Source organism: Streptomyces sp. NPDC036764, assembly GCF_055609385.1.
In genome coordinates this window covers 893,235-914,173 of the sequence record NZ_JBVJPT010000001.1, presented here as the reverse complement: position 1 = coordinate 914,173, position 20,939 = coordinate 893,235, and the positions used below count along the sequence as shown (strand labels likewise).

Sequence of the window (20,939 nt, the reverse complement as noted above, 5' to 3'; positions counted from 1 at the left end):
CCCGGTCACCACCGCACGGGCACCGTGCGCAGTCCACCGACGAGAAGCCCTTCGACGCGCCTCAACTCATCGACGGCAACGTCCAGTTGCAGGGTCGGCAGCCTGCGGAGCAGTACTTCGAGGGTGACCTGGAGTTCGGTGCGCGCGAGACTCTGGCCGAGGCACGAGTGCGGGCCGGAGCCGAACGTCAGATGCGGGTTCGGGGACCGGGACAGCACCATGTCGTCCGCGTGGTCGAAGACCCGCTCGTCCCGGTTGGCGGCGGGCATGCTGCACACCACGGTCGTGCCCCTCGGCAGCAGCTCGCCGTCGACCTCGACGTCCTCGGTGAGGTAACGCCGGATCCCGAAGCCGAGGTTGGCGTCGAAGCGCAGCGCCTCGTCGACCGCGGTGCGCACGAGGGCGGGGTCGGCCAGCAGCCGCTCCCAACGGGTGCGGTCGACGAGCAGCATGGCCACCATCTTGCCGATCATGTTGGCGGTGGTCTCGTGCCCGGCGACGAGGAGCCCCATGGCGGTGCCGAGCAGCTCGTCGTCGGTCAGCCCCTGCCCCTCGCCCTCGCTCTCCCCGATCACCATGCCGATCAGGTCGTCACCGGGCTCCGCGCGCGTCGCCGCGATGTGCGCCGCCATGTACTCGGCGAACTCGTCGTACGCAGCCCGGGTCTGCTCGCCGGTGTAGCGGCTGACGTTGAGGAAGGCGTCGGACCAGTGCGAGAAGCGGTCCCGGTCCGTGGCGGGGACGCCCAGGATGTCGCAGATGACATAGACGGGCAGCGGGAAACCAAGGCATGCCTTGAGGTCGGCGGGCTGTCCCTGCCGGATCATGTCGTCGACGAGGCTCTCGGCGGTGCGGACCATTCCGGGACGCAGGGCGGTCATGCGTTTGGCGGTGAAGTACTTGCCCACCTGCCGCCGCCACCGCAGGTGCGACTCGCCGCGGCCGGGAAGGGCCAGGGGCGAACTCCCGTCGGCGGCTGGACCGCCGGCCCCTTCGGGGGCGATCCGTGCGCCGCCGTCCTCGGCGGTCGGCCGGGCGAAACGGGGGTCGGCCAGCAGGGCTTTGACGTGGTCGTAGCGGGTCAGATAGGTCGCCTCGTCACCACTGGGGAGTTCGACGGTGGCCACCGGACACTGACGGCGCAGTCGCTCCCAATCGGCGGGCGGCTCCAAGGGGTTGTCACTGGGCAGCGGCAGCCTGAGCAGGTCGTTCTCGCGCATCTGTCATCACCTTGGGTGGGGGGATGTGCGTGTGCGGGGGAGGCGGGTGGGCGACGCGGAGGCGTTCACAGCGCGCACGCTACGCACGTTGTGCATCATGCATCAAGAGTGCATGATGCACTTTCGATGTATGGCGCAATCTCACCGTAGGGTGGGCGTTCGGGGAGTCGGGAACCTGGCCGTGCGGCCGGGAAGGAGGTCGGCATGGATGCCCGAGAGGCCGCGGAACGCATCGAGCGGGAACTGCTGATCCTCACCCGCCACAAGGAGATGCGGGCGCCCCGGGGCCCGCGCGGCGGGGACCCACTGGACCAGAGCGCGTACGTCCTCCTCAACAGACTCCAGGCCCAGGGCCCCATGTCCATCCCGGACTTCGTCGAGGCCTTCGGACTCGCGGCGTCGACGTTCACCCGCCAGACCTCGGCCCTTCTGCGCAACGGCCTGGTGGAGCGGACCCTCGACCCGGCCGGCGGCGTCGCCCGGAAGTTCCGCATCACCGACGAGGGCATGAGACTCCTGGCCGAACAACGCGCCGGAATCGTCACCGGCCTGTCCACGGTCGTGGCCGACTGGACCCCGGACCGGCTGAGCCGTTTCATCGCCGATCTACGGCAGTTCAACACGGACATCGAACGCATCACGGGCCGCCCCTGGCCGAGGAGCCTTGACCATGCGTACGACCCGTACGACCCGTACGACCCATACGCCCCGGACACAGCGGAACACGAGAGCCCCTCCGCACTCACCACGGCGCCGACCGACCGCGACTGAGACAGGCCGCACCGGTCCCGCCGGGGCGTCAGCAGATCGGGCCGGGCCCCGCCGAGGTGGCCCGCAGCAGATCCCGGACCAGTTCGAAATCGATCTTCTCGGGCTTGCGGAACCGCAGGCAGCCCTTGCCCATGTCCTGTTCGGCCAGCCGTTCCTCGAACGCGTCCCGGACGTCGGTGCGCATCAGATAGAAAGAGATGTACTGCCGCTGGCTCGCGAACGCAATCTCGGCCTCACCATCACGCTGGTAGGTGGGCATGCCGTACGTCATGCCCTCGCTGAAGCCCTGCAGTTCCGCACGGCACAGCTCCCTGAGCCTCGTCAGGGCCTCCGCGCGCTCGGGCGGCACCTCGGCGAGATAGGCGTCGACATCGTCCGCCGTGCTGTGCACCATGCGCCGAGGCTAAGCCCGCGGACGGCGCCGATCAATCAGCCGCACGGAACAACTGATGCGTATGCCGAGGACCTGGCTGCGCCGCCTTCGCCCGCCCCCCGTCACTCGCTCGCCAGCTCCCGTCCCAGCCTCTCGATGTGCCGGTCCGCCTCGGTCAGCCGTGACTGGTCCAGGGCCACGCCGAGCAGGTAGTGACGTCCGTAGAGCTGCTGGAAATAGACGGCTCCCTGCCCCACCCGCAGGACCATCTGGTGGATCTCCCCTTCGAGCAGCGCATGCAGGGAGGTGTTCATACGGCCCGTGACGCCGGGCAGCAACTGCCCCAGCAGGCCGTACTTGTCCCGCCGCTGCTGCGGTGTGGAGGAGCCGAAATGGCTTCGCAGCGCCGGATGACCGAAGATGTCGGCCGTGCGCGCGCTCGCACCGCCGGCGTAGTACGCCACGTAGTGCAGCCCGTGCACGCCGAGTGCCGCGCGCAACAGGTCGACGGTGGCGTCCGGAGCGCCGGCCGGGTCCGCTGCGGTGTACGCGGTGCGCTCGGCGGTGTCCTCCGTGACGTCCTCGACCACGGGCCGCTTGGATGCGGCGGCGTGCCTGCGCAGATACGAGCGGCGCGGGAACATGCCGTACCGGACTGCCGGCCGTAGGTCGTCGATCCCTGCGGCCATCTGGACGATCAGTTCGTCGACCCGGTCCCTGCGTGTGGCACAGCACAGATGGATTCCCGGGTCGACGGAATGGTAAAGAAGCGCCCCGGCGGGAACGAGCACCACGGTGCGTATGAGCGATCCGGTGCGGAGTTCGGCGAAATCCGGCGCTAATTCCTCAAGAATGTAGAAGAGTTGGCGCCCGGCGCGTTCGAGACCGTGCGACTCCGACTCGACCGGCATTCCCTCCGACGGCGACGGAGTTTCCGTGACCATTTTCGCCCGGTCGCGATCGTAGAACGCCATATGAGCCAGACCGCATGCCCGCAACAACTGGAGGAGCTGTAAATCGAGTTCGCCCATCCTCTGATTCACTCCGTCCATTTCGTGCGCCGGGGCGTACGCCGATGAGGTGGAAGGGTCAGACACTCTGCACCTCCAGATCGGCACCGAGCCTGCGATACGGCTTGGCGAGCAGCGCCCTCGCGAGCGCGTGGTCCTTGGGGAGGCAGTCGGGTACCTTGCGTCCGAGGCGCGCCTCGAGATCGTCGTCGGTCCTGGGGTCGGAGTCCAACAGGTTCGCCAGGGCGATCAGCGTGATCGGATGGCTCTCTCCCCATGCCGACGGCTCCCGGCAGCCCTCGTGGATGTCCCGGTCGACAGCGATCCTCTCCGTGGCCGCCAGAGTGCCCAGCGCGTTCATGCAGTTGTTCTCGTTCATCCGCGCGACCAGCGTGTAGCGATGCGCCCGCCCGAACGTCTCCTTCAACTGGAGAACCGCCTTGCTCGCGTGCTCCGCCGCTTCCGCCGGCTCCCCGCGGCACAGCAGGTACAGCGCGAGGTTGTTGCGGCAGATGCCAGTGAAGGGGTGGTCGTCCCCGAAGACCTGGCGGTAGTGACCCAGGACGTCCCGGGTGTAGTCCAGCGCGTCACCGGTCCTGTCCTCGGCGTGCAGGCCGATGGCGAGGGACACCCGACAGGACATCGTCCCGGGGTGCTCCTCGCCCCACTGGTCGCGGTACGAGACGTACGCGTCCTTGAGCAGTTGAAGGCCGTGTCGCACCTCGCCCTGGCGGACCATGGTCATGCCCAGGCTGGCGACGGCCCCCAGCGTGTGATGGGAGCCGGAGCCCAGCAGCCTGGTCAACTGGTTGCGCGCCTCGGCCAGATGCCACTCGGAGGCGTCCAGTTCACCCTTCTCCCGGTGGTAGGTGCCGAGGTAGGTGTACGACACCCACGGCTTGTGGTCCTTGTCGGTGGCGATCTGCCCGCGCCGCTCGTACGCCTGCTGTTCCTGCAGGATGGCGGCCGGCACCGACTCGACGTAGAACTTGGACAGGGCGAGGTTGACGGAGGCGGCGAGCGTTCCGTTGGAGTTCTCCCCGATCTCCTCCCGCAGCCCCGAGAACGTGCCCTGGTCCTCCTCGAACGCCCTCTTGAAGTCGCCCACCGCGCGCAGATCGGCGGCGTAGCCACGGCTGGCCAGCAGGATGTCGGCCTGGTTGGCTCCGTTCCTGCGCAGGGTGGTCACCGCGTGGGTGGTGAGGGCGAGCGCCGTACGGTAGTCGCCGAGGAGCCGACAGGCCGCGCCGAGCTGCGACTCCATGCGCAGCACCATGAGGTGCTCCGGGTTCAGGTCCCGCCGCCAGCGCTCCAGGACGAGCTCGCCCAGCTCCCGGGCGTGCTTCCACTCACCGGACGACCAACGGTGGTAGACCTGGCTCACGAGCCAGCGGTGCACGTCCGGTTCGGGGCTGTCCACCGCTCCGGAGACGATGACGTGCTTGTCGAGCTCCACGAACGTGTCGCGGTGACCGGGCTCGTGCCGCTCGAGGTCGTTGGGCACCATCGAGGCGAGGACGGTGAGCGCCTCGGCACGGGTGCGGTCCCGGTCCTCCTCGGTCATCCAGCTTCTGACCAGGTCCTGCACCACGCTGGGGACCTTCAGGGTGCGGGAGCCGAAGTCCTGCAGTGCGAGCGCCTGGTCGCCGAGCAGCTTGAGATGGCGGTGCAGGACCAGGACGGCGTCACCGAGTTCGGGGTCGCTCTGTTTCAGCAGCTCCAGCATGCGATCCGACTGGACGACGTTCATGCCCACGCCGTCCGGTGACAGGAAGGCGCACAGGTCGAGCAGCCGGGCGGCGGCCGCAGACCTCTCCCGCAGGTCGTCGTAGGCCAGCCGGCAGACCTGGGTGAAGTCCCGGTACTCCGGTGAGACGTCCTCCTGGGAGGTCGTCTCACCGCTGTCGAGCACGTCGATGTAGAGGTCGATGTCCTGGGGGCACGCCCGCAGTACCGCGGCCGCGGCCTCCTCCGCGATCGGCAGATGACCCAACCGGTCGGCGAGCCGCAGCAGTTCTTCGTCGGCCGCACCGGGCAGCCTGCGGCTGAGCAGGGCCACGCTCTCCTCGGGGGTGAAGAACTCGACGGTGTGCTGCCGGTACTCGGACGCCCACTCCATGCTGGTCGAAGTGATCAGCACATGGCCCGAGCCGCCGGTCGGGATGTACTCCTCGACCGCCTTCTGGTTCACGGCTCCGTCGAAGACGAGAAGCCATCTGCGCCGGCCCTGGTCCCGGCCCTGCCGCAGGTCGTCCAGCAGCGTCTGCCGGTCCTCGCTGGTGCGGCGGCCGTCGCTCGTGGCGTTGACGGCCCGGGCGAGCCGGGTGAAGGCGTCCTGGATTCCCTCCGCGGTCGCGGACGGCACCCACCACACCAGGTCGTACTGCGAGGCGAAGCGGTGGGCGTACTCCAGGGCGATCTGCCGCTTGCCGACGCCGGTCAGGCCGCACAGCACCTGGGGCGCGGAGTTGCCCGCGCCGGAGCAGTCGAAACGCATCCGCAGCGTGTCGAGCTGTTCGACCCGCCCGATGAACTCCGCGTTGCGCATCGGCAGGTTCCACACCGCCGGCTGCAGTCCGGGGAAGCGGGGGCCGGCCCAGCCGGACTCCGGTTCCTCGCCGCCGGCGAGGAGTCCGAAGCGGTCGAGGAGCTCCTGACGGGCCGCGTCCTCGCTCTGGCCGTCCAGCGTGATCGTGTCCTGCCAGTCGAAATCGAAGTGCGGCGCGAGTCGTGCGGTGCTCACGCGTACCCCGATGAGGCGCTGGTCCCCGGGACCGCCGCCGATGGGTGCGCCCGTGGTGAGCCGCGCGATCGTGTCGCCGGCCCACGTCCCCGTGAGATGAGGGGACAGCAGCGCAAGGACGTGGTCCGTGTCCGGCAGCGAGTCGGTCGGCTTCTCGTCCGACTGGACGAGCTGGATGCGGGTCGGCCGCAGTTGCGCACCGATCCAGTCCGCCCATAGCTGGTCGTTGGGAGCGTGCAGGATGGTGACCGTGCAGGGCTCGGTCTCCTGCTCGGCCTGCAGACGCTGACGTTGCGCGAGCTGGTTGCGGTACGCGCGGGACTTGGCCCGCGACACCGGCTGGAACTCCGCCACCACACCGTCGGTGATCCGGTCGACGAGCCGGACGTAGGACGCCAGCAGGCTGTCGGCGTTGCGGGGGTCGTCCCGCATCACGGCGAGTTCCTCGCCGTACGCGTAGTAGGGCAGGTACGGCACCGTCACCTGCCCCCAGTAAGTGGCGAGGGCGTCCTCGTCGGTGGTACCGAGGTAGGTGTCGAGAGCTCGGCGCGCTTCCTTGCGGCGCTGGTCCAGGCGGTCCTGTTCGGCGCTGTCGACCCGCATGGGCACGAAGTGCAGCCCGATCGGTCTGTGGTGGCGGCTGATCCGCTCGGCGATCTTCCGGGCGCCCTGGATGGCCTGCCGGTTCATGGTGAGGGCGATGACGACCGTGTCGGGCAGGCTGAGCGTGCAGATACCGGCGCCGTCGGAGAAACCGGTGCGGCTGTCGATGAGGACATAGTCGTAGTCGCTGTTGTGCAGCCGCGTGCGCAGTGCCTCCAGGAATTCCCTGCCGTCGTCGCTGGTGTGGAACCCGGCCCAGTCGAACGAGGCCAGACGGTTGGCGTAGTCGTCGTCCATGCGCCCGGGGCCCATGTAGTGCAGCCTGCCGCCGTTCGGGAATTCGTGCTCCAGGCCCACCTGGTAGCGCTCGAAGTCGGTGTGCTGGGGGTGCAGGGCCCGCAGGTCCTCCGGTATCTCCTCGCCGAGGGATGCGGCCGCACCCGCGAAGACGGAGAACATGTCCAGCACGCCGTCGGCGAAGCTCTGGTCGGAGAGCGGCAGGAAGGCCCCGTAGTAGAGGTGGAGGTCGGGTGCCTCCAGGTCCCAGTCGATGACCAGCACCGACTTCCCCCGGCTCGCGATGATCCAGGCGGCGTTCGCCAGGGCCATCGTGCGGCCGGCTCCGCCCTTGAAGGAATAGAAAGAAATGATCTTCGCTGGACCTGTGCTCATCCCCCGCCCCATATGCTCAGCCCGGGCCCAGCGACTCGCCGGGCGTTCTGCTCAGTACCGGAGGCCACGGGTTCGCCCCGCGCCTGAGCCATCCGACGCGCTCCCGCTGTCTGCGGACGCGCCGATCCGCCGGACTCTCGATGGACAGCTCACCCGTTCTGGCCCGCGCGCCGCCCGTGTCGTCCTCGGGGCGGGTGAGCGAGTCGGCCATCACGGCCGCCACGATGTGTGCCAGCGCGTCTCGGCTGCCCGCCTCGTGGTGCGCCGCCCCGAGCATCCGCGCCGGCGTACGGGAGATCGCCTCGCGCAGTCGCGTCGCGTTGCCGAGGCTCTCCTCGTCCGCGCGGGCCAGTACGACCACGACGGCGGCGACGCGGGCCCGGGACCGCGCGATCCGCTCCCAGAGCACGGTGAACGCCGGGTCGCCCGTCAGCCAGGGATCGACCACGACGAGAACCGTCGCCGACTCGTCCATGCGGTCGGGGAAGGGATCCTCCGAGCACGGCACGGTCACGGTCAGCCGGTCGACACCGCAGGCACGCGCCGCCCAGCCGACGGTGGCCGTCACGGTTTCCTCGCTGTACGGGCGAAAGGGCCGCCACTCCTCGGCGGACTCCCCGTAGTAGTCGAACTGCTCGCGCAGGTGCCGCATGCGGTCTCTGGTTCCGGCGACCATGCAGAGAAGGACGTGCCGGTCGATGGCGTCGGCAGCCTGCGGTGAGGCGGGCGACTCCGGGAGGCCGGCGCCCTGTTCACCGGGATCGGGCCGCCTGCTCGGCGCTCCCCGGCTCGAGCCGAACCGCGGGTCCACCGCTCGGCTCTCCGCCTCGGACATGACCGGTGGCGGCACCTCGGCCGCTCGCATCAGGTGCTCTGCGACGCGCCGCACCACCCCGCGATATCTATCCCGGTTGCGGGAATCCTGCTGAAGGCCCAGCACTCCGGGCCCCTGGTACTCCTCGTCGACGATGTGCCGGACGGCGGTGACCGGCCTGGGAAGCACCAGCGCCCGCGTCCGCCAGACGACTCCTACCAGCGAGTCCGGCCGCTGCCCGGTCCGCCGCATCCGGCGGTCCATGCGCTCCAGGAAGACGGACCACTCCCGGGCGCACTGCAGATCGTCGACGTACTCCGCGGAGTACAGCACCAGCATCGCGCGACAGTCCAGAACGGCCGGATCGGGTCCCGCGGTCGGCTCGGGATGCTTGAGCCGGCCCTCGGCGGAGGGGGTGCGGCCCAGCACGCTGTAGATCTCGTTCTGGACATCGATGTGGAACCGTTGGACCGGTCCTCTGTCACCGGTCGAGCTGGCGTAGCTGGTAAAGAAAAACGGCCCCACCGCAACCCCCCAAGGGCCTGCCTCCTGTTGCTACCACGGAACGCTCTTTGCCCATGGACCCACATCGACGCGGAGTGAGCAGGTACGTTTGAGTTCCGCGCCGCCCCCACGCCAATTGGCCTCCATGTTATGTGGTTTTGCCCTCAAACCGCCCCCGAAAACACGACATTGACAATTCACTGACCCGAATGAGCGCACAGCGTCGTACATTTGCGCTGGTAGCCGCCCTTTTTCGGCCGCGCGTTCCGGAAAAACGCGGTCATTGATCCGCCCGGGACCCGATGTGTCGGATGAGGGCGGAGATGTCCTTGCAGTACACGGAGGGATTGGCGAAGCCCCGGCCGCGCCCGAACCGGTGGGCACGCAGTCCACCTCCGCAGACGTGCACCAGCGGGCACTCCCGGCACGTGCGACACAGGGACCCCACCCCGTACTGCGGCGCGCGAGGCAGAGCCAGGAGATCATCGAAGGAGTGGCTGAATATCGCCCCTCCGGTGTGGGCAGCGCCATCCGCCACGGCGTTCAGCGACTCCGTCCACACGACGGCCCCGTCCGTCTCGATCGCCACTGCGGCGGCCGGTACGGTGCCCAGCACTTCGCTGCTGCTTCCTCCGTCATCCCGGGACAGCGAGACGACCGACTCGAAGAGCCGCACCCGCATCGGCCGCCCGGCCTGCCGCCAGCGGTCGAACACCGCGCACAGCCATGTCCCGTACGGCAGCGTGCCGTCGTCGGCGCCGGGTGGCGGATGGTCCCAAGTCCCGTGCGGCAGAAGGAAGTCGGCGGCGGGCGGGCGGTGGGACGCGAGAGTGTCGAAGGTGCGCACCGGGTCGTTCGCCGGGTCCACCGTGCACAGCAGCCCGCCGAACAGCGGCCGGTATCGCGCATGGCCCAGCATGCCGAGCGCGGCGGTCACCCGTGTATGGCTTCCCCGGCCGGGGCCGGGGCCGCGTCGATGGCGATCGTGCGCGGTGGCGTCACCGTCCAGACTCACGCCCACCCGGACGTCCAGATTCAGCAACAGCTCCAGGATGGATTCGGTCAGCAGGACGCCGTTGGTCTGGAGGGCGAACTCCACCTCCGCTCCGGCCCGCAGCACGGCGCGGCGCACGGCCAGGGTGAAGTCGGCGATCACTCGCGGCCCGGCCAGCAGCGGCTCGCCTCCGTGCAGGATCACCCGGACGCGATCCAGACGGTGATCACGCACATGTTCCGCGATCCGTGACACGAGTTGTTCGCGTACCCGCTCGGGCATGATGCGGGGGCGTTCACGCCAGGCAGTGTCCCGTAATTCATATACGTAGCAGTAATCGCAGGAGAGATTGCACCTGCTGCATAACTTGACGACGAATTGATCGAAAGCCCGAAGCGTTGTACGGCCGTCCTCGGTAACGGATATCCGAGGCTCTGGCCAACGTTTGGGGGGTGGTGTCGAGTCGTCCCAGCTAGGTCCCTGCCGACTGTTCGAGACGGTCGTCAATGACGTAGTGTCAAGGCTCGGCGAAGTGCCCTGCATCCGGCCCCCGTTCGTCGTCCGGGGGTCGACTCGGTGCCACGCCGGAGCGGCTGCGGCGCGGCGATGTACTGTCCCCCGCTCAGCGTACGAGGAAAGACCCGTGTCCGATGAGCGGCCAACTGGCCAACGTCGGAGCCGTTTTCGGCATGACCACGGCTACCGCGGGGCAATGGGAGTGAAGAGGTTGCGCATGCCCAACGACTTCATCACGAGTTTCGCCGCCGCCGAGAACCGGGCCAATGCGGCGCGTTTCCACCAGGATCTGGTCGAGGCGGTGCAGCGGCGCCGGGGACGGTCGATCGCCGCGGCCATGTGCCGTGGCGGGCTGGAGGGCGCCAACCGCCCGATGGTCGCCGAGGCACAGGTATTCGTCGCGCTGTGCTCCCCGGCCTTCTACAACGACCGTGGCTGTGGTGCGGACTGGGCGGTGTTCGAGTACCGCCTGCGCCTCGTGCCCGCCCCTTTGCGGCCCAAGGTCCCGCGGGCCCTGGTCCTGGTGCGCTGGCAGCCGGCCGACCCGCCGTCCGGATTCCCCCGCGCCCCGATCATGAGCGGCGAGGTCACCGACAGCTACGCCCGTGTAGGTGTCAGCGGCATCATCCGCGAGGAAGGCTTCCGCTCCGCCACCTACCGTCACGCCGTCGACGAGGTCGCCGCGGCCATCTGCACCGGGTACGCGACCAGCCCGCCCCACGTGCCCACCGGCGAACTACCGGTCCTCGAACTCCCCTTCCCGCGCGCCGCGCCCTGCTGTGAAGGCGTCCTGCGGGCCAAGGTGCCCCGCGCCCGCCAACCGGAGGAGGATCCGAAGAGGCCGCGCGTGTTCCTCTCCTACGCCCATGAGCCGGACGGCGGTGTCCACAGGGGCAGGGTCGAGGCGCTCCACGCACGGTTGCACTCCGCGGACATCGACGCCCACATGGATGTGACCGCGCTCCGCGAGGGCCCCAAGCACTGGGGTCGGTGGATGCGCGAGCAGTACAAGGAGGCGGATTTCGTCCTCCTGATGGTCTCACCGGCCTACAAGCGCCGGGCCGAGCACCAGGAGGTGCCGGGCCAGGGCGACGGGGTGGCGTTCGAGTCGGACTACATCCTCCAGGACCGGATGACGGACCGCGCGTGGCACCAACGCATCCTCTTGGTCGCCTTCCCCGGATACGGCAAGGAGCATGTGCCCGACTTCCTGAGCGGGGTGAGCTTGTACTCCCTCGACCCCGAGGCGGGGGACGGGAACGGGGACCTGCCGGTCCTCCTCGACTACATCAAGAGCAAGGCATCCTGAGAACCGTGAAACGGGCCTCGGTGGCGATTCACATCACCACGGAGACCCGTTCCGTCACTCTGTGTGTCCGAGGGGGGACTTGAACCCCCACGCCCGATAAAGGGCACTAGCACCTCAAGCTAGCGCGTCTGCCATTCCGCCACCCGGACTAGGTGTCTGCCGCCTTCCCGGGGGTGTTCCCCTCGGCGACGTGGACAACAATACCAAGGTTTCGGAGTGCCTTTCACCTGCATATCCGTCCGCTGGACGGCCCGCGCGAGCCCCGGTCGGGGCGGCCCTGGGCCACCTCACGAAAGGTGACGAGACAGACACGCACGGCTGAGCTGCGGGGGTCGGTACCCGGTGACGCCCGCACCTGGCGGGCGCCACCGGAACCCACGTCAGGGCATGAGGTGGTAGTCCGGGAAGTTCCCGGGCAGCCTCTCCCCCGCCGGCCCCTGCGTCACCGCGCGCACCAGCAGCTCGCCGCCGACGAAGGCCCCGCGCCAGGACGCACCGAACCCGCCGAACAGCTCGTCGCGGTCGCCGCGGGAGCGCGGCTTGCCGTGGCCGACCTTGAAGGCGCGGATCTGCGGGGCGAGCCGCTCGTACGTCGCCCGGTCGTCGGTGGACAGCGTGGCGACCAGCGCGCCGTTGGAGGCGTTCATCGCCGCCAGCAGCTCCGCCTCGGTGTCGACCAGGACGATCGTGTCGACCGGGCCGAACGGCTCCGCGTGATGGAGCGGGGACGACCGCGGCGGGTTCAGCAGCGTGACGGGCTGGACGTATGCCGAGGTGTCCTGTCCGGGCATGAAGCGGGCTTCGGACGCGTCGCCCCGGTGCAGCGGTACGGCACCGCGGTCGATCGCCTCGGCGACCTGGTCGTTCAGCTCCTTGGCCTTGGCCGCGTTGATAACCGGCCCGAAGTCCAGTTGCGGATACGGGTCGTTGTGCTGCTCGACGGCCAGGGGGTGCCCGAGCCTGAGCGTGCGCACGGCCGGCAGGTACGCCGCCAGGAACTCGTCGAACAGCTCACGTTGGACGACGAAGCGCGGGTACGCCGTGCAGCGTTGTTTGCCGTAGTCGAAGAGCTTGGGGATGACCGCCGTGAGCGCGTCCCAGTCGGTGTGGTTCCAGATGCCCCAGGTGTTCAGTCCCTCCTGTTCGAGTACATGTCGTTTGCCGAGGTCGGCGACGGCCGTGGCCACCGCGGCGCCGGTGTCGCGGCCGCCGACGAAGGAGACGCAGCCGATCTCCGGCGCCCGCACCAGCGCCTGGGAGAGCTCGCCTCCACTGCCACTGACGAGGGTGACGGGAAGCCCCTCGCGGGCGGCGAGTGCGCAAGCCAGGGTCAGACAGGCGACACCGCCGTCGGTCGGGGTCTTGGCGATGACCGCGTTGCCTGCCAGTGCTTGTACCAACACTGCGTGAACGAGCACGCTCATCGGGTAGTTCCAGCTCGCGATGTTGGAGACCGGACCGTTCAGCGGGGCCCGGCCGGCGAGCATCGGCTCGATGCCGTCGACGTACCAGCGCACGCCGTCGATGGCCCGGTCGACGTCCGCCTGGGCAAGCCGCCAGGGCTTGCCGATCTCCCAGACCAGGAGCAGGGCGAGCAGGTCACGGTGCTGGGTGAGGGCGTCGAGGGTGGCCGCGACCCGTGCCCGGCGTTCCTCAAGCGGGATGTGCCGCCACGCGCGGTGCTGGTCGAGCGAGGCGCGTACGGCCTGGTGGGCGGTGTCCCGGTCCAGGCGCGGCGGGCCGGCGATCGGGCTGCCGTCGACGGGGCTGGTGGCGGGCAGGGCACGGCCGTCGGCCTGCCAGGTGGAGTTCCAGAGGTTCAGGACGCGGTCGTCCCGGAAGGCCTCCGGGGCGACGGCGAGGCATTGCTGCCAGGCGTCGGCCCAGGAGGTTCCGGATTTGAGGGTGAAGGTGGCTGCCATGAGGGTCTCCGCTCTCGGTGCACAGTCGGGGGCGGTTGGTGATGGCTACGACGGAAGGTAGCGAGGCGCGGATACACCTGAAAGCGACACCGCGTGGACTATGAGTGACGTCACGCCCCGGAGTCGAGGCGGTCCAGCACCAGGCGCGCGGTCTCGGTGGGCGTACCGCCCACCCGTACCCCTACGGCTTCCAGCGCCTCCTTCTTCGCCGCCGCCGTGCCGGACGAGCCGGACACGATGGCGCCCGCGTGCCCCATCGTCTTGCCCTCGGGTGCGGTGAAGCCGGCGATGTAGCCGACGACCGGCTTGGTGACGTGGTCGCGGATGTACGCGGCCGCGCGCTCCTCGGCGTCGCCGCCGATCTCGCCGATGAGGACGATGAGCTCGGTGTCGGGGTCGTCCTGGAAGGCGGCCAGGCAGTCGATGTGGGTCGTGCCGACGACGGGGTCGCCGCCGATGCCGACGCAGGTGGAGAAGCCGATGTCGCGGAGCTCGTACATCAGTTGGTAGGTGAGCGTGCCGGACTTGGAGACCAGGCCGATGCGGCCGGGCTTGGTGATGTCGGCCGGGATGATGCCCGCGTTGGACTGGCCGGGGGTGATCAGGCCGGGGCAGTTGGGGCCGATGACTCGGGTGCCGTGCGCCTTCGCGTACGAGGTGAAGGCGACGGAGTCGTGGACGGGGATGCCCTCGGTGATCACGACGGCGAGTCCGATGCCGGCGTCGGCGGCCTCGACGACGGCCGCCTTGGCGAAGGCGGGCGGCACGAAGACGACGGTGACGTCGGCTCCGGTCGCGCGCATGCCGTCGGCGACCGAGCCGAAGACGGGGACGGCACGGTCGTCGAAGTCGACGGTGCGACCGGCCTTGCGCGGGTTGACGCCGCCGACGACGTTCGTGCCCGCGGCGAGCATGCGCCGGGTGTGCTTCATGCCCTCGCCGCCGGTCATGCCCTGGACGAGGACCTTGCTCTCCTTGGTGAGGTAGATCGCCATGTCGTCGTGTCTCCTCAGGCTGTGGCGGCGGCGAGTTGGGCGGCCCGCAGCGCGGCGCCGTCCATGGTGGTGGCCTGCTGGACCAGGGGGTGGGCGCGGCCGTCGAGGATGTCGCGGCCACGCGCGGCGTTGTTGCCGTCGAGGCGTACGACGAGCGGCTTGGTCAACTGGACGCTGTCCAGGGCCTGCACGATGCCGTCGGCGACCGCGTCGCACGCGGTGATTCCGCCGAACACGTTGACGAAGACCGACTTCACATCGGGGTCGGAGAGGATGACGGAGAGCCCGTCGGCCATGATCTGGGCCGAGGCACCGCCGCCGATGTCGAGGAAGTTGGCGGGGCGGGCGCCGCAGCCCGCGACGACGTCGAGTGTCGACATGACGAGACCCGCGCCGTTGCCGATGATGCCGACCTCGCCGTCGAGCTTGACGTAGTTGAGGCCCTTGGCCGCGGCGGCAGCCTCCAGCGCGTCGTCGTGTTCGACGCTCTCGCCGCCCCACCGTGCCTGGCGGAAGCGGGCGTTGTCGTCGAGGGTGACCTTGCCGTCCAAGGCGAGGATCTGGCCCTGTTCGGTGCGCACCAGCGGGTTGACCTCGACCAGGAGCGCGTCCTCGCGGACCAGCACCTCCCAGAGCCTGACGAGCACGTCGACGGTCTGTGGTGGCAGGCCGGCCGCCTCGGCGATCTCGCCGGCCTTCGCCGAGGTGACGCCCTCGGCCGGGTCGATGGGGATACGGGCCACCGCCTCCGGCCGGGTGGCGGCGACCTCCTCGATCTCCATTCCGCCTTCGGCGGAGGCGATGGCGAGGAAGCCGCCCGCCGCGCGGTCGAGCACATAGGACACGTAGAACTCGGTCTCGATGTCCACGGGCTGGGCCAGCATCACCTTGCCGACCGTGTGGCCCTTGATGTCCATGCCGAGGATCTGGCGGGCGGTGATCTCGGCGGACGCCGGGTCGGCTGCGACCTTCACACCGCCCGCCTTGCCGCGGCCACCGGTCTTCACCTGCGCCTTGACCACGACCCGGCCGCCGAGGCGGCGTGCGATCTCGCGGGCTTCCTTCGGTGAGTCCGTCACCTCCGCCCGCGGCACCAAGATGCCGTGTTCTTCGAAAAGTTCCCTTGCCTGGTGTTCGTACAGGTCCATTCCGGCTCCTGACTCGAAAGTGCCGCACGCCCCCTGGACACCACCCACCGGATGCGGGATAACAAGGTTCATACAGTATTCGTCGACTGTATGCAATGTACCGCGAGAGCCGTTCCACCCCCCTACGAAGGGACAGGACTTCGCCATGCCCGACGACACCCAGGACGTCATTTCCGGTGGTCATCTCGTTGCCAAGGCGCTGAAGGCCGAGGGGGTCGACCGCATCTACACGTTGTGCGGCGGCCACATCATCGACATCTACGACGGCTGCGTAGACGAGGGCATCGAGGTCGTCGACGTCCGTCACGAGCAGGTCGCCGCCCATGCCGCCGACGGCTACGCCCGTCTCACCGGCAAGCCGGGATGCGCGGTCGTCACCGCCGGCCCCGGCACGACCGACGCCGTCACCGGTGTCGCCAACGCCTTCCGCGCCGAGTCACCGATGCTCCTCATCGGCGGCCAGGGCGCCCTCACCCAGCACAAGATGGGGTCCCTCCAGGACCTCCCGCACGTCGACATGATGACGCCGATCACCAAGTTCGCGGCGGCCGTGCCGGATACGGCACGCGCCGCGGACATGGTCTCGATGGCGTTCCGCGAGTGCTACCACGGTGCGCCCGGGCCCTCCTTCCTGGAGATCCCGCGCGACGTGCTCGACGCCAAGGTGCCGGTGAGCAAGGCGCGAGTGCCCAAGGAAGGGGCCTACCGTGCCTCCACCCGCTCGGCCGGCGACCCCGAGGCGATCGAGAAACTCGCCGACCTGCTGGTCCACGCCGAGAAGCCGGCCATTCTGCTCGGCAGCCAGGTGTGGACGACGCGCGGCACCGAGGCGGCCATCGAGCTCGTGCGCACCCTCAACATTCCGGCCTACATGAACGGAGCCGGCCGCGGCACGCTGCCGCCCGGCGACCCGCACCACTTCCAGTTGTCGCGCCGCTACGCCTTCTCCAACGCAGACGTCATCGTCATCGTCGGCACGCCCTTCGACTTCCGCATGGGCTACGGCAAGCGGCTGTCCCCGGACGCGACCGTCGTGCAGATCGACCTCGACTACCGCACCGTCGGCAAGAACCGCGACATCGACCTCGGCATCGTCGGCGACGCCGGACTGGTGCTGAAGTCGGTCACCGAGGCCGCCTCCGGGCGCGTCAACGGCGGCGCGTCCAAGCGCAAGGAGTGGCTCGACGAGCTGCGCGCGGCGGAGCAGACCGCTCTGGCGAAGCGGCTGCCCAGCCTGAAGTCGAACGCCTCGCCGATCCACCCCTACCGACTGGTCAGCGAGATCAACGACTTCCTCACCGAGGACTCGATCTACATCGGCGACGGCGGCGACATCGTCACCTTCTCCGGTCAGGTCGTGCAGCCCAAGTCACCCGGGCACTGGATGGACCCGGGTCCGCTGGGCACGCTCGGCGTCGGGGTGCCGTTCGTGCTCGCGGCCAAGCAGGCGCGGCCCGACAAGGAGGTCGTCGCACTCTTCGGCGACGGCGCGTTCTCCCTCACCGGCTGGGACTTCGAGACGCTCGTCCGCTACAACCTCCCCTTCGTCGGCATCGTCGGCAACAACTCCTCGATGAACCAGATCCGCTACGGCCAGGCCCAGAAGTACGGCCTGGAGCGCGAGCGGGTCGGCAACACCCTCGGCGACGTCCACTACGACAAGTTCGCGCAGATGCTGGGCGGTTACGGCGAGGAGGTCCGTGACCCCGCCGACATCGGCCCCGCGCTGCTGCGCGCCCGCGAGTCCGGCAAGCCGTCGCTGATCAACGTCTGGGTCGACCCGGACGCGTACGCCCCCGGAACCATGAACCAGACCATGTACAAGTGAGGAGGCCTTCATGACTGCTACGTCGACCAAGGCTCTCGAAGGCATCCGCGTCCTGGACATGACCCACGTCCAGTCCGGGCCCTCCGCGACCCAGTTGCTCGCCTGGCTCGGCGCGGACGTCGTCAAGCTGGAGGCGCCGACCGGTGACATCACGCGCAAGCAGTTGCGCGACCTCCCGGACGTCGACTCCCTCTACTTCACGATGCTCAACTGCAATAAGCGGAGCATCACCCTCAACACCAAGACCGAACGTGGCAAGGAGATCCTCACCGAGCTGATCCGGCGCTCCGACGTCATGGTCGAGAACTTCGGACCGGGCGCGGTCGACCGGATGGGCTTCACCTGGGACCGCATCCAGGAGATCAATCCGCGTATCGTCTATGCCTCCATCAAGGGGTTCGGCGAAGGCCCGTACACCAATTTCAAGGCGTACGAGGTCGTCGCGCAGGCCATGGGCGGGTCGATGTCGACCACCGGCTTCGAGGACGGGCCGCCGCTGGCGACCGGAGCCCAGATCGGGGACTCGGGGACGGGTGTGCACGCCGTCGCGGGGATTCTCGCGGCGCTGTTCCAGCGCGAGAACACCGGGCGTGGGCAGCGGGTCAACGTGGCCATGCAGCACGCTGTACTCAACCTGTGCCGGGTGAAGCTGAGGGACCAGCAACGCCTGGCACATGGGCCGCTTGCTGAATATCCGAACGAAGACTTCGGCACGGAAGTTCCCCGCTCGGGAAACGCGTCCGGCGGCGGTCAGCCCGGCTGGGCGGTCAAGTGCGCGCCGGGCGGCCCGAACGACTACGTGTACGTCATCGTGCAGCCTGTCGGCTGGCAGCCGATCAGTGAGCTCATCGGCCGGCCCGAACTGGCCGACGACCCCGAGTGGGCGACGCCCGAGGCCCGGCTGCCCAAGCTCAACAAGATGTTCCAGCTCATCGAGGAGTGGTCCTCGACCCTGCCCAAGTGGGAAGTGCTGGAGCGGCTCAACGCGCACAACATCCCGTGCGGGCCGATCCTGTCGACCAAGGAGATCATCGAGGACTCCTCGCTGGTCGACAACGAGATGGTCGTCACCGTGCCGCACCCCGAGCGGGGCGAGTTCGTGACCGTCGGCAGCCCGCTCAAGCTCTCCGACTCCCCCGTCGAGGTGAGCAGTTCGCCCCTGCTCGGCGAGCACAACGAACAGGTCTACATCGGCGAGCTCGGCCTCGGTGACGAGGAGCTGCGCCTGCTCAAGTCGAACGGAGTGATCTGACGTGATGGCCGAAGACCGCGTCCTCAGGGTGCGGACGCTTCTCGACTCCGTGCGGGCCGAGGGACGTACCGCGCTGACCGCGCCCGAGGGCAAGGTGATCGCCGACGCGTACGGGATCGCCGTACCGGGCGAGGAGCTCGCGACCGACGTCGACGAGGCGGTGGCCTACGCGGCGCGCTTCGGCGGGCCCGTGGTGATGAAGATCGTCTCGCCGGACATCCTCCACAAGACCGACGCGGGCGGCGTGATCGTCGGCGTCGAGGGTGCGACGGACGTACGGGCTGCGTTCCACAAGATCGTCGACAACGCGCGCGCGTACGACGCGGATGCCCGCATCGAGGGCGTTCAGGTGCAGGAACTGCTCCCGCAGGGGCAGGAGGTCATCGTCGGGGCGGTCACCGACCCGACGTTCGGCAAGGTCGTCGCCTTCGGGCTCGGCGGAGTGCTCGTCGAGGTCCTCAAGGACGTCACCTTCCGGCTCGCGCCGGTGAGCGCCGACGAGGCGCTGTCCATGCTGGACTCGATCCGGGCAGCGGAGATCCTGCGCGGCGTGCGCGGCCAGGCGGCCGTGGACCGGTGGGCGATAGCCGAGCAGATCCGCCGTGTGTCGCAGCTCGTCGCGGACTTCCCGGAGATCGCCGAGGTGGACCTCAACCCGGTGATCGCCACCGTCGAGGGCGCGGTCGCCGCCGACATCCGCGTGATCCTCTCCGAGGCGCCCGCGAAGCCGCGCCGGCGCTACTCGCGCGAGGAGATCCTCACCTCGATGCGCCGCCTGATGCAGCCGTCGTCGGTCGCGGTCATCGGTGCGTCCAACGAGCAGGGCAAGATCGGCAATTCGGTCATGCGCAACCTCATCGACGGTGGTTTCGCCGGGGACATCCACCCGGTGAACCCCAAGGCCGATGACATTCTGGGCCGCAAGGCGTACAAGAGTGTCACGGACGTTCCCGGTGAGGTGGATGTGGCGGTCTTCGCTATCCCCGCCAAGTTCGTGGCCTCGGCCCTGGAGGAGGTGGGACGCAAGGGGATCCCCAACGCCGTCCTGATCCCCTCGGGGTTCGCGGAGACCGGTGAGCACGAGCTCCAGGACGAGATCGTGGCCATCGCCGAGCGGCACGGCATCCGGCTGCTGGGGCCGAACATCTACGGCTACTACTCGACGTGGCAGGACCTGTGCGCCACGTTCTGCACACCGTACGACGTCAAGGGCGGGGTGGCGCTGACCTCGCAGTCCGGCGGCATCGGCATGGCCATCCTGGGCTTCGCGCGGACCACGAAGACGGGCGTGTCGGCGATCGTCGGCCTCGGCAACAAGTCGGACCTGGACGAGGACGACCTGCTGACCTGGTTCGGCGAGGACCCGCACACCGAGTGCATCGCGATGCACCTGGAGGACCTCAAGGACGGGCGCGCCTTCGTCGAGGCCGCGCAGGCGACCGTGCCGAAGAAGCCGGTCGTCGTCCTCAAGGCGGGCCGTACGGCCGCGGGCGCGAAGGCCGCCGGGTCGCACACCGGAGCCCTCGCAGGCGACGACGCCGTGTACGAGGACATCCTGAAGCAGGCCGGGGTCATCCGGGCGCCCGGTCTGAACGACATGCTGGAGTACGCGCGCGGGTTGCCGGTCCTGCCCGCCCCCAAGGGCGACAACGTCGTGATCATCACGGGGGCCGGAGGCAGCGGTGTGCTGCTGTCGGACGCGGTGACCGACAACGGCCTGTCGCTGATGGAGATCCCGCCGGACCTGGACGAGGCCTTCAGGAAGTTCATCCCGCCCTTCGGCGCCGCGGGCAACCCGGTCGACATCACCGGTGGCGAGCCGCCGTCGACGTACGAGGCGACGATCCGGCTCGGTCTGGAGGACCCGCGCATCCACGCGCTGGTGCTGGGCTACTGGCACACGATCGTCACTCCACCGATGGTCTTCGCGGAGCTCACCGCGCGCGTGGTGGCCGAGTTCCGCGAGCGCGGCATAGAGAAGCCCGTCGTCGCGTCGCTCGCGGGTGACGTGGAGGTCGAGGAGGCCTGCCAGTACCTGTACGAGCGCGGCGTCGTGGCGTACCCGTACACGACCGAGAAGCCGGTGGCCGTGTTGGGCGCCAAATACCGCTGGGCGCGGGCGGCGGGACTGTTGGGGGGCGGCTCATGAGGTGAGGCAGCGGGGGGGGGGGGGGGGGGGGGGGGGGGGGGGGGGGGGGGGGGGGGGGGGGAGGGAGAAGAGGGCGAAGGAGGAGCGGGGGGAGAAAGGCGGACAAAATGAGGTAC

General features: G+C 69.2%; 13 protein-coding genes, 1 tRNA gene and 1 pseudogene. 5 read left to right on the top strand and 10 right to left on the bottom strand.

Going from position 1 to position 20,939, the window contains the following annotated elements; translation table 11 throughout:
• Positions 1-5: 5 nt before the first annotated feature.
• A complete protein-coding gene (locus ACZ69Q_RS03925; RefSeq protein ID WP_471035890.1) occupies positions 6-1,220 on the bottom strand; it encodes a cytochrome P450 in 1,215 nt (404 codons plus the stop codon).
• A 204-nt stretch (positions 1,221-1,424) separates the two neighbouring features.
• Between ACZ69Q_RS03925 and ACZ69Q_RS03920 the strand changes: the two are divergent.
• A pseudogene (locus tag ACZ69Q_RS03920) lies at positions 1,425-1,883 on the top strand (MarR family winged helix-turn-helix transcriptional regulator); the annotation flags it as partial.
• A 136-nt stretch (positions 1,884-2,019) separates the two neighbouring features.
• Here ACZ69Q_RS03920 and ACZ69Q_RS03915 read toward each other — a convergent pair.
• The 5 genes from ACZ69Q_RS03915 to ACZ69Q_RS03895 form a co-directional block, all read right to left on the bottom strand.
• A complete protein-coding gene (locus tag ACZ69Q_RS03915) occupies positions 2,020-2,385 on the bottom strand; it encodes an iron chaperone (protein ID WP_471035887.1) in 366 nt (121 codons plus the stop codon).
• Between the two features lie 101 nt (positions 2,386-2,486).
• Positions 2,487-3,275, bottom strand: a complete 789-nt coding sequence (locus ACZ69Q_RS03910; RefSeq protein ID WP_471035884.1) for a hypothetical protein — start codon at positions 3,273-3,275, stop codon at positions 2,487-2,489.
• A gap of 178 nt (positions 3,276-3,453) precedes the next feature.
• Positions 3,454-7,392, bottom strand: a complete 3,939-nt coding sequence (fxsT, locus tag ACZ69Q_RS03905; protein WP_471035882.1) for an FxSxx-COOH system tetratricopeptide repeat protein — start codon at positions 7,390-7,392, stop codon at positions 3,454-3,456.
• Positions 7,393-7,408: 16 nt separating this feature from the next.
• Complete coding sequence (gene fsxC, locus ACZ69Q_RS03900) at positions 7,409-8,635, bottom strand: FxsC protein (RefSeq protein ID WP_471035879.1); 1,227 nt, start codon at positions 8,633-8,635, stop codon at positions 7,409-7,411.
• Between the two features lie 355 nt (positions 8,636-8,990).
• Positions 8,991-10,130, bottom strand: a complete 1,140-nt coding sequence (locus tag ACZ69Q_RS03895) for an FxsB family cyclophane-forming radical SAM/SPASM peptide maturase (RefSeq protein ID WP_471040031.1) — start codon at positions 10,128-10,130, stop codon at positions 8,991-8,993.
• Positions 10,131-10,437: 307 nt separating this feature from the next.
• Between ACZ69Q_RS03895 and ACZ69Q_RS03890 the strand changes: the two genes are divergently transcribed.
• Positions 10,438-11,529, top strand: a complete 1,092-nt coding sequence (locus ACZ69Q_RS03890) for a TIR domain-containing protein (RefSeq protein WP_471035876.1) — start codon at positions 10,438-10,440, stop codon at positions 11,527-11,529.
• A gap of 64 nt (positions 11,530-11,593) precedes the next feature.
• Here ACZ69Q_RS03890 and ACZ69Q_RS03885 read toward each other — a convergent pair.
• The 4 genes from ACZ69Q_RS03885 to sucC all read right to left on the bottom strand — a co-directional run bounded on the left by ACZ69Q_RS03885 (position 11,594) and on the right by sucC (position 15,594).
• Positions 11,594-11,678 (bottom strand) — tRNA-Leu (locus ACZ69Q_RS03885).
• Between the two features lie 231 nt (positions 11,679-11,909).
• Positions 11,910-13,451: an aldehyde dehydrogenase family protein gene (locus ACZ69Q_RS03880; RefSeq protein WP_471035873.1), complete on the bottom strand. Its 1,542-nt coding sequence runs from the start codon at positions 13,449-13,451 to the stop codon at positions 11,910-11,912.
• Between the two features lie 110 nt (positions 13,452-13,561).
• A complete protein-coding gene (sucD, locus tag ACZ69Q_RS03875) occupies positions 13,562-14,446 on the bottom strand; it encodes a succinate--CoA ligase subunit alpha (RefSeq protein WP_471035870.1) in 885 nt (294 codons plus the stop codon).
• Positions 14,447-14,460: 14 nt separating this feature from the next.
• A complete protein-coding gene (gene sucC / locus ACZ69Q_RS03870; RefSeq protein WP_471035867.1) occupies positions 14,461-15,594 on the bottom strand; it encodes an ADP-forming succinate--CoA ligase subunit beta in 1,134 nt (377 codons plus the stop codon).
• Positions 15,595-15,739: 145 nt separating this feature from the next.
• On the opposite strand from sucC, the gene ACZ69Q_RS03865 reads away from it, so the two are divergent.
• The 3 genes from ACZ69Q_RS03865 to ACZ69Q_RS03855 are packed head-to-tail and all read left to right on the top strand — an operon-like array spanning position 15,740 to position 20,823.
• On the top strand, positions 15,740-17,422 hold the full coding sequence (locus tag ACZ69Q_RS03865; RefSeq protein ID WP_471035862.1) for a thiamine pyrophosphate-binding protein: 1,683 nt from the start codon (positions 15,740-15,742) through the stop codon (positions 17,420-17,422).
• 10 nt (positions 17,423-17,432) lie between these two features.
• Positions 17,433-18,674 (top strand): formyl-CoA transferase, encoded by a 1,242-nt coding sequence (gene frc / locus ACZ69Q_RS03860; protein WP_471035858.1) that lies wholly within the window; start codon positions 17,433-17,435, stop codon positions 18,672-18,674.
• Between the two features lie 4 nt (positions 18,675-18,678).
• Positions 18,679-20,823, top strand: a complete 2,145-nt coding sequence (locus ACZ69Q_RS03855; RefSeq protein WP_471035854.1) for an acetate--CoA ligase family protein — start codon at positions 18,679-18,681, stop codon at positions 20,821-20,823.
• Positions 20,824-20,939 lie beyond the last annotated feature (116 nt).

Coding starts and splice junctions, on each gene's coding strand:
- ACZ69Q_RS03925 (WP_471035890.1), bottom strand. CDS start 1,220: ATGCGCGAGAACGACCTGCTCAGGCTGCCGCTGCCCAGTGACAACCCC.
- ACZ69Q_RS03915 (WP_471035887.1), bottom strand. CDS start 2,385: ATGGTGCACAGCACGGCGGACGATGTCGACGCCTATCTCGCCGAGGTG.
- ACZ69Q_RS03910 (WP_471035884.1), bottom strand. CDS start 3,275: ATGCCGGTCGAGTCGGAGTCGCACGGTCTCGAACGCGCCGGGCGCCAA.
- fxsT (WP_471035882.1), bottom strand. CDS start 7,392: ATGAGCACAGGTCCAGCGAAGATCATTTCTTTCTATTCCTTCAAGGGC.
- ACZ69Q_RS03890 (WP_471035876.1), top strand. CDS start 10,438: ATGCCCAACGACTTCATCACGAGTTTCGCCGCCGCCGAGAACCGGGCC.
- ACZ69Q_RS03880 (WP_471035873.1), bottom strand. CDS start 13,451: ATGGCAGCCACCTTCACCCTCAAATCCGGAACCTCCTGGGCCGACGCC.
- sucD (WP_471035870.1), bottom strand. CDS start 14,446: ATGGCGATCTACCTCACCAAGGAGAGCAAGGTCCTCGTCCAGGGCATG.
- sucC (WP_471035867.1), bottom strand. CDS start 15,594: ATGGACCTGTACGAACACCAGGCAAGGGAACTTTTCGAAGAACACGGC.
- ACZ69Q_RS03865 (WP_471035862.1), top strand. CDS start 15,740: ATGCCCGACGACACCCAGGACGTCATTTCCGGTGGTCATCTCGTTGCC.
- frc (WP_471035858.1), top strand. CDS start 17,433: ATGACTGCTACGTCGACCAAGGCTCTCGAAGGCATCCGCGTCCTGGAC.
- ACZ69Q_RS03855 (WP_471035854.1), top strand. CDS start 18,679: ATGGCCGAAGACCGCGTCCTCAGGGTGCGGACGCTTCTCGACTCCGTG.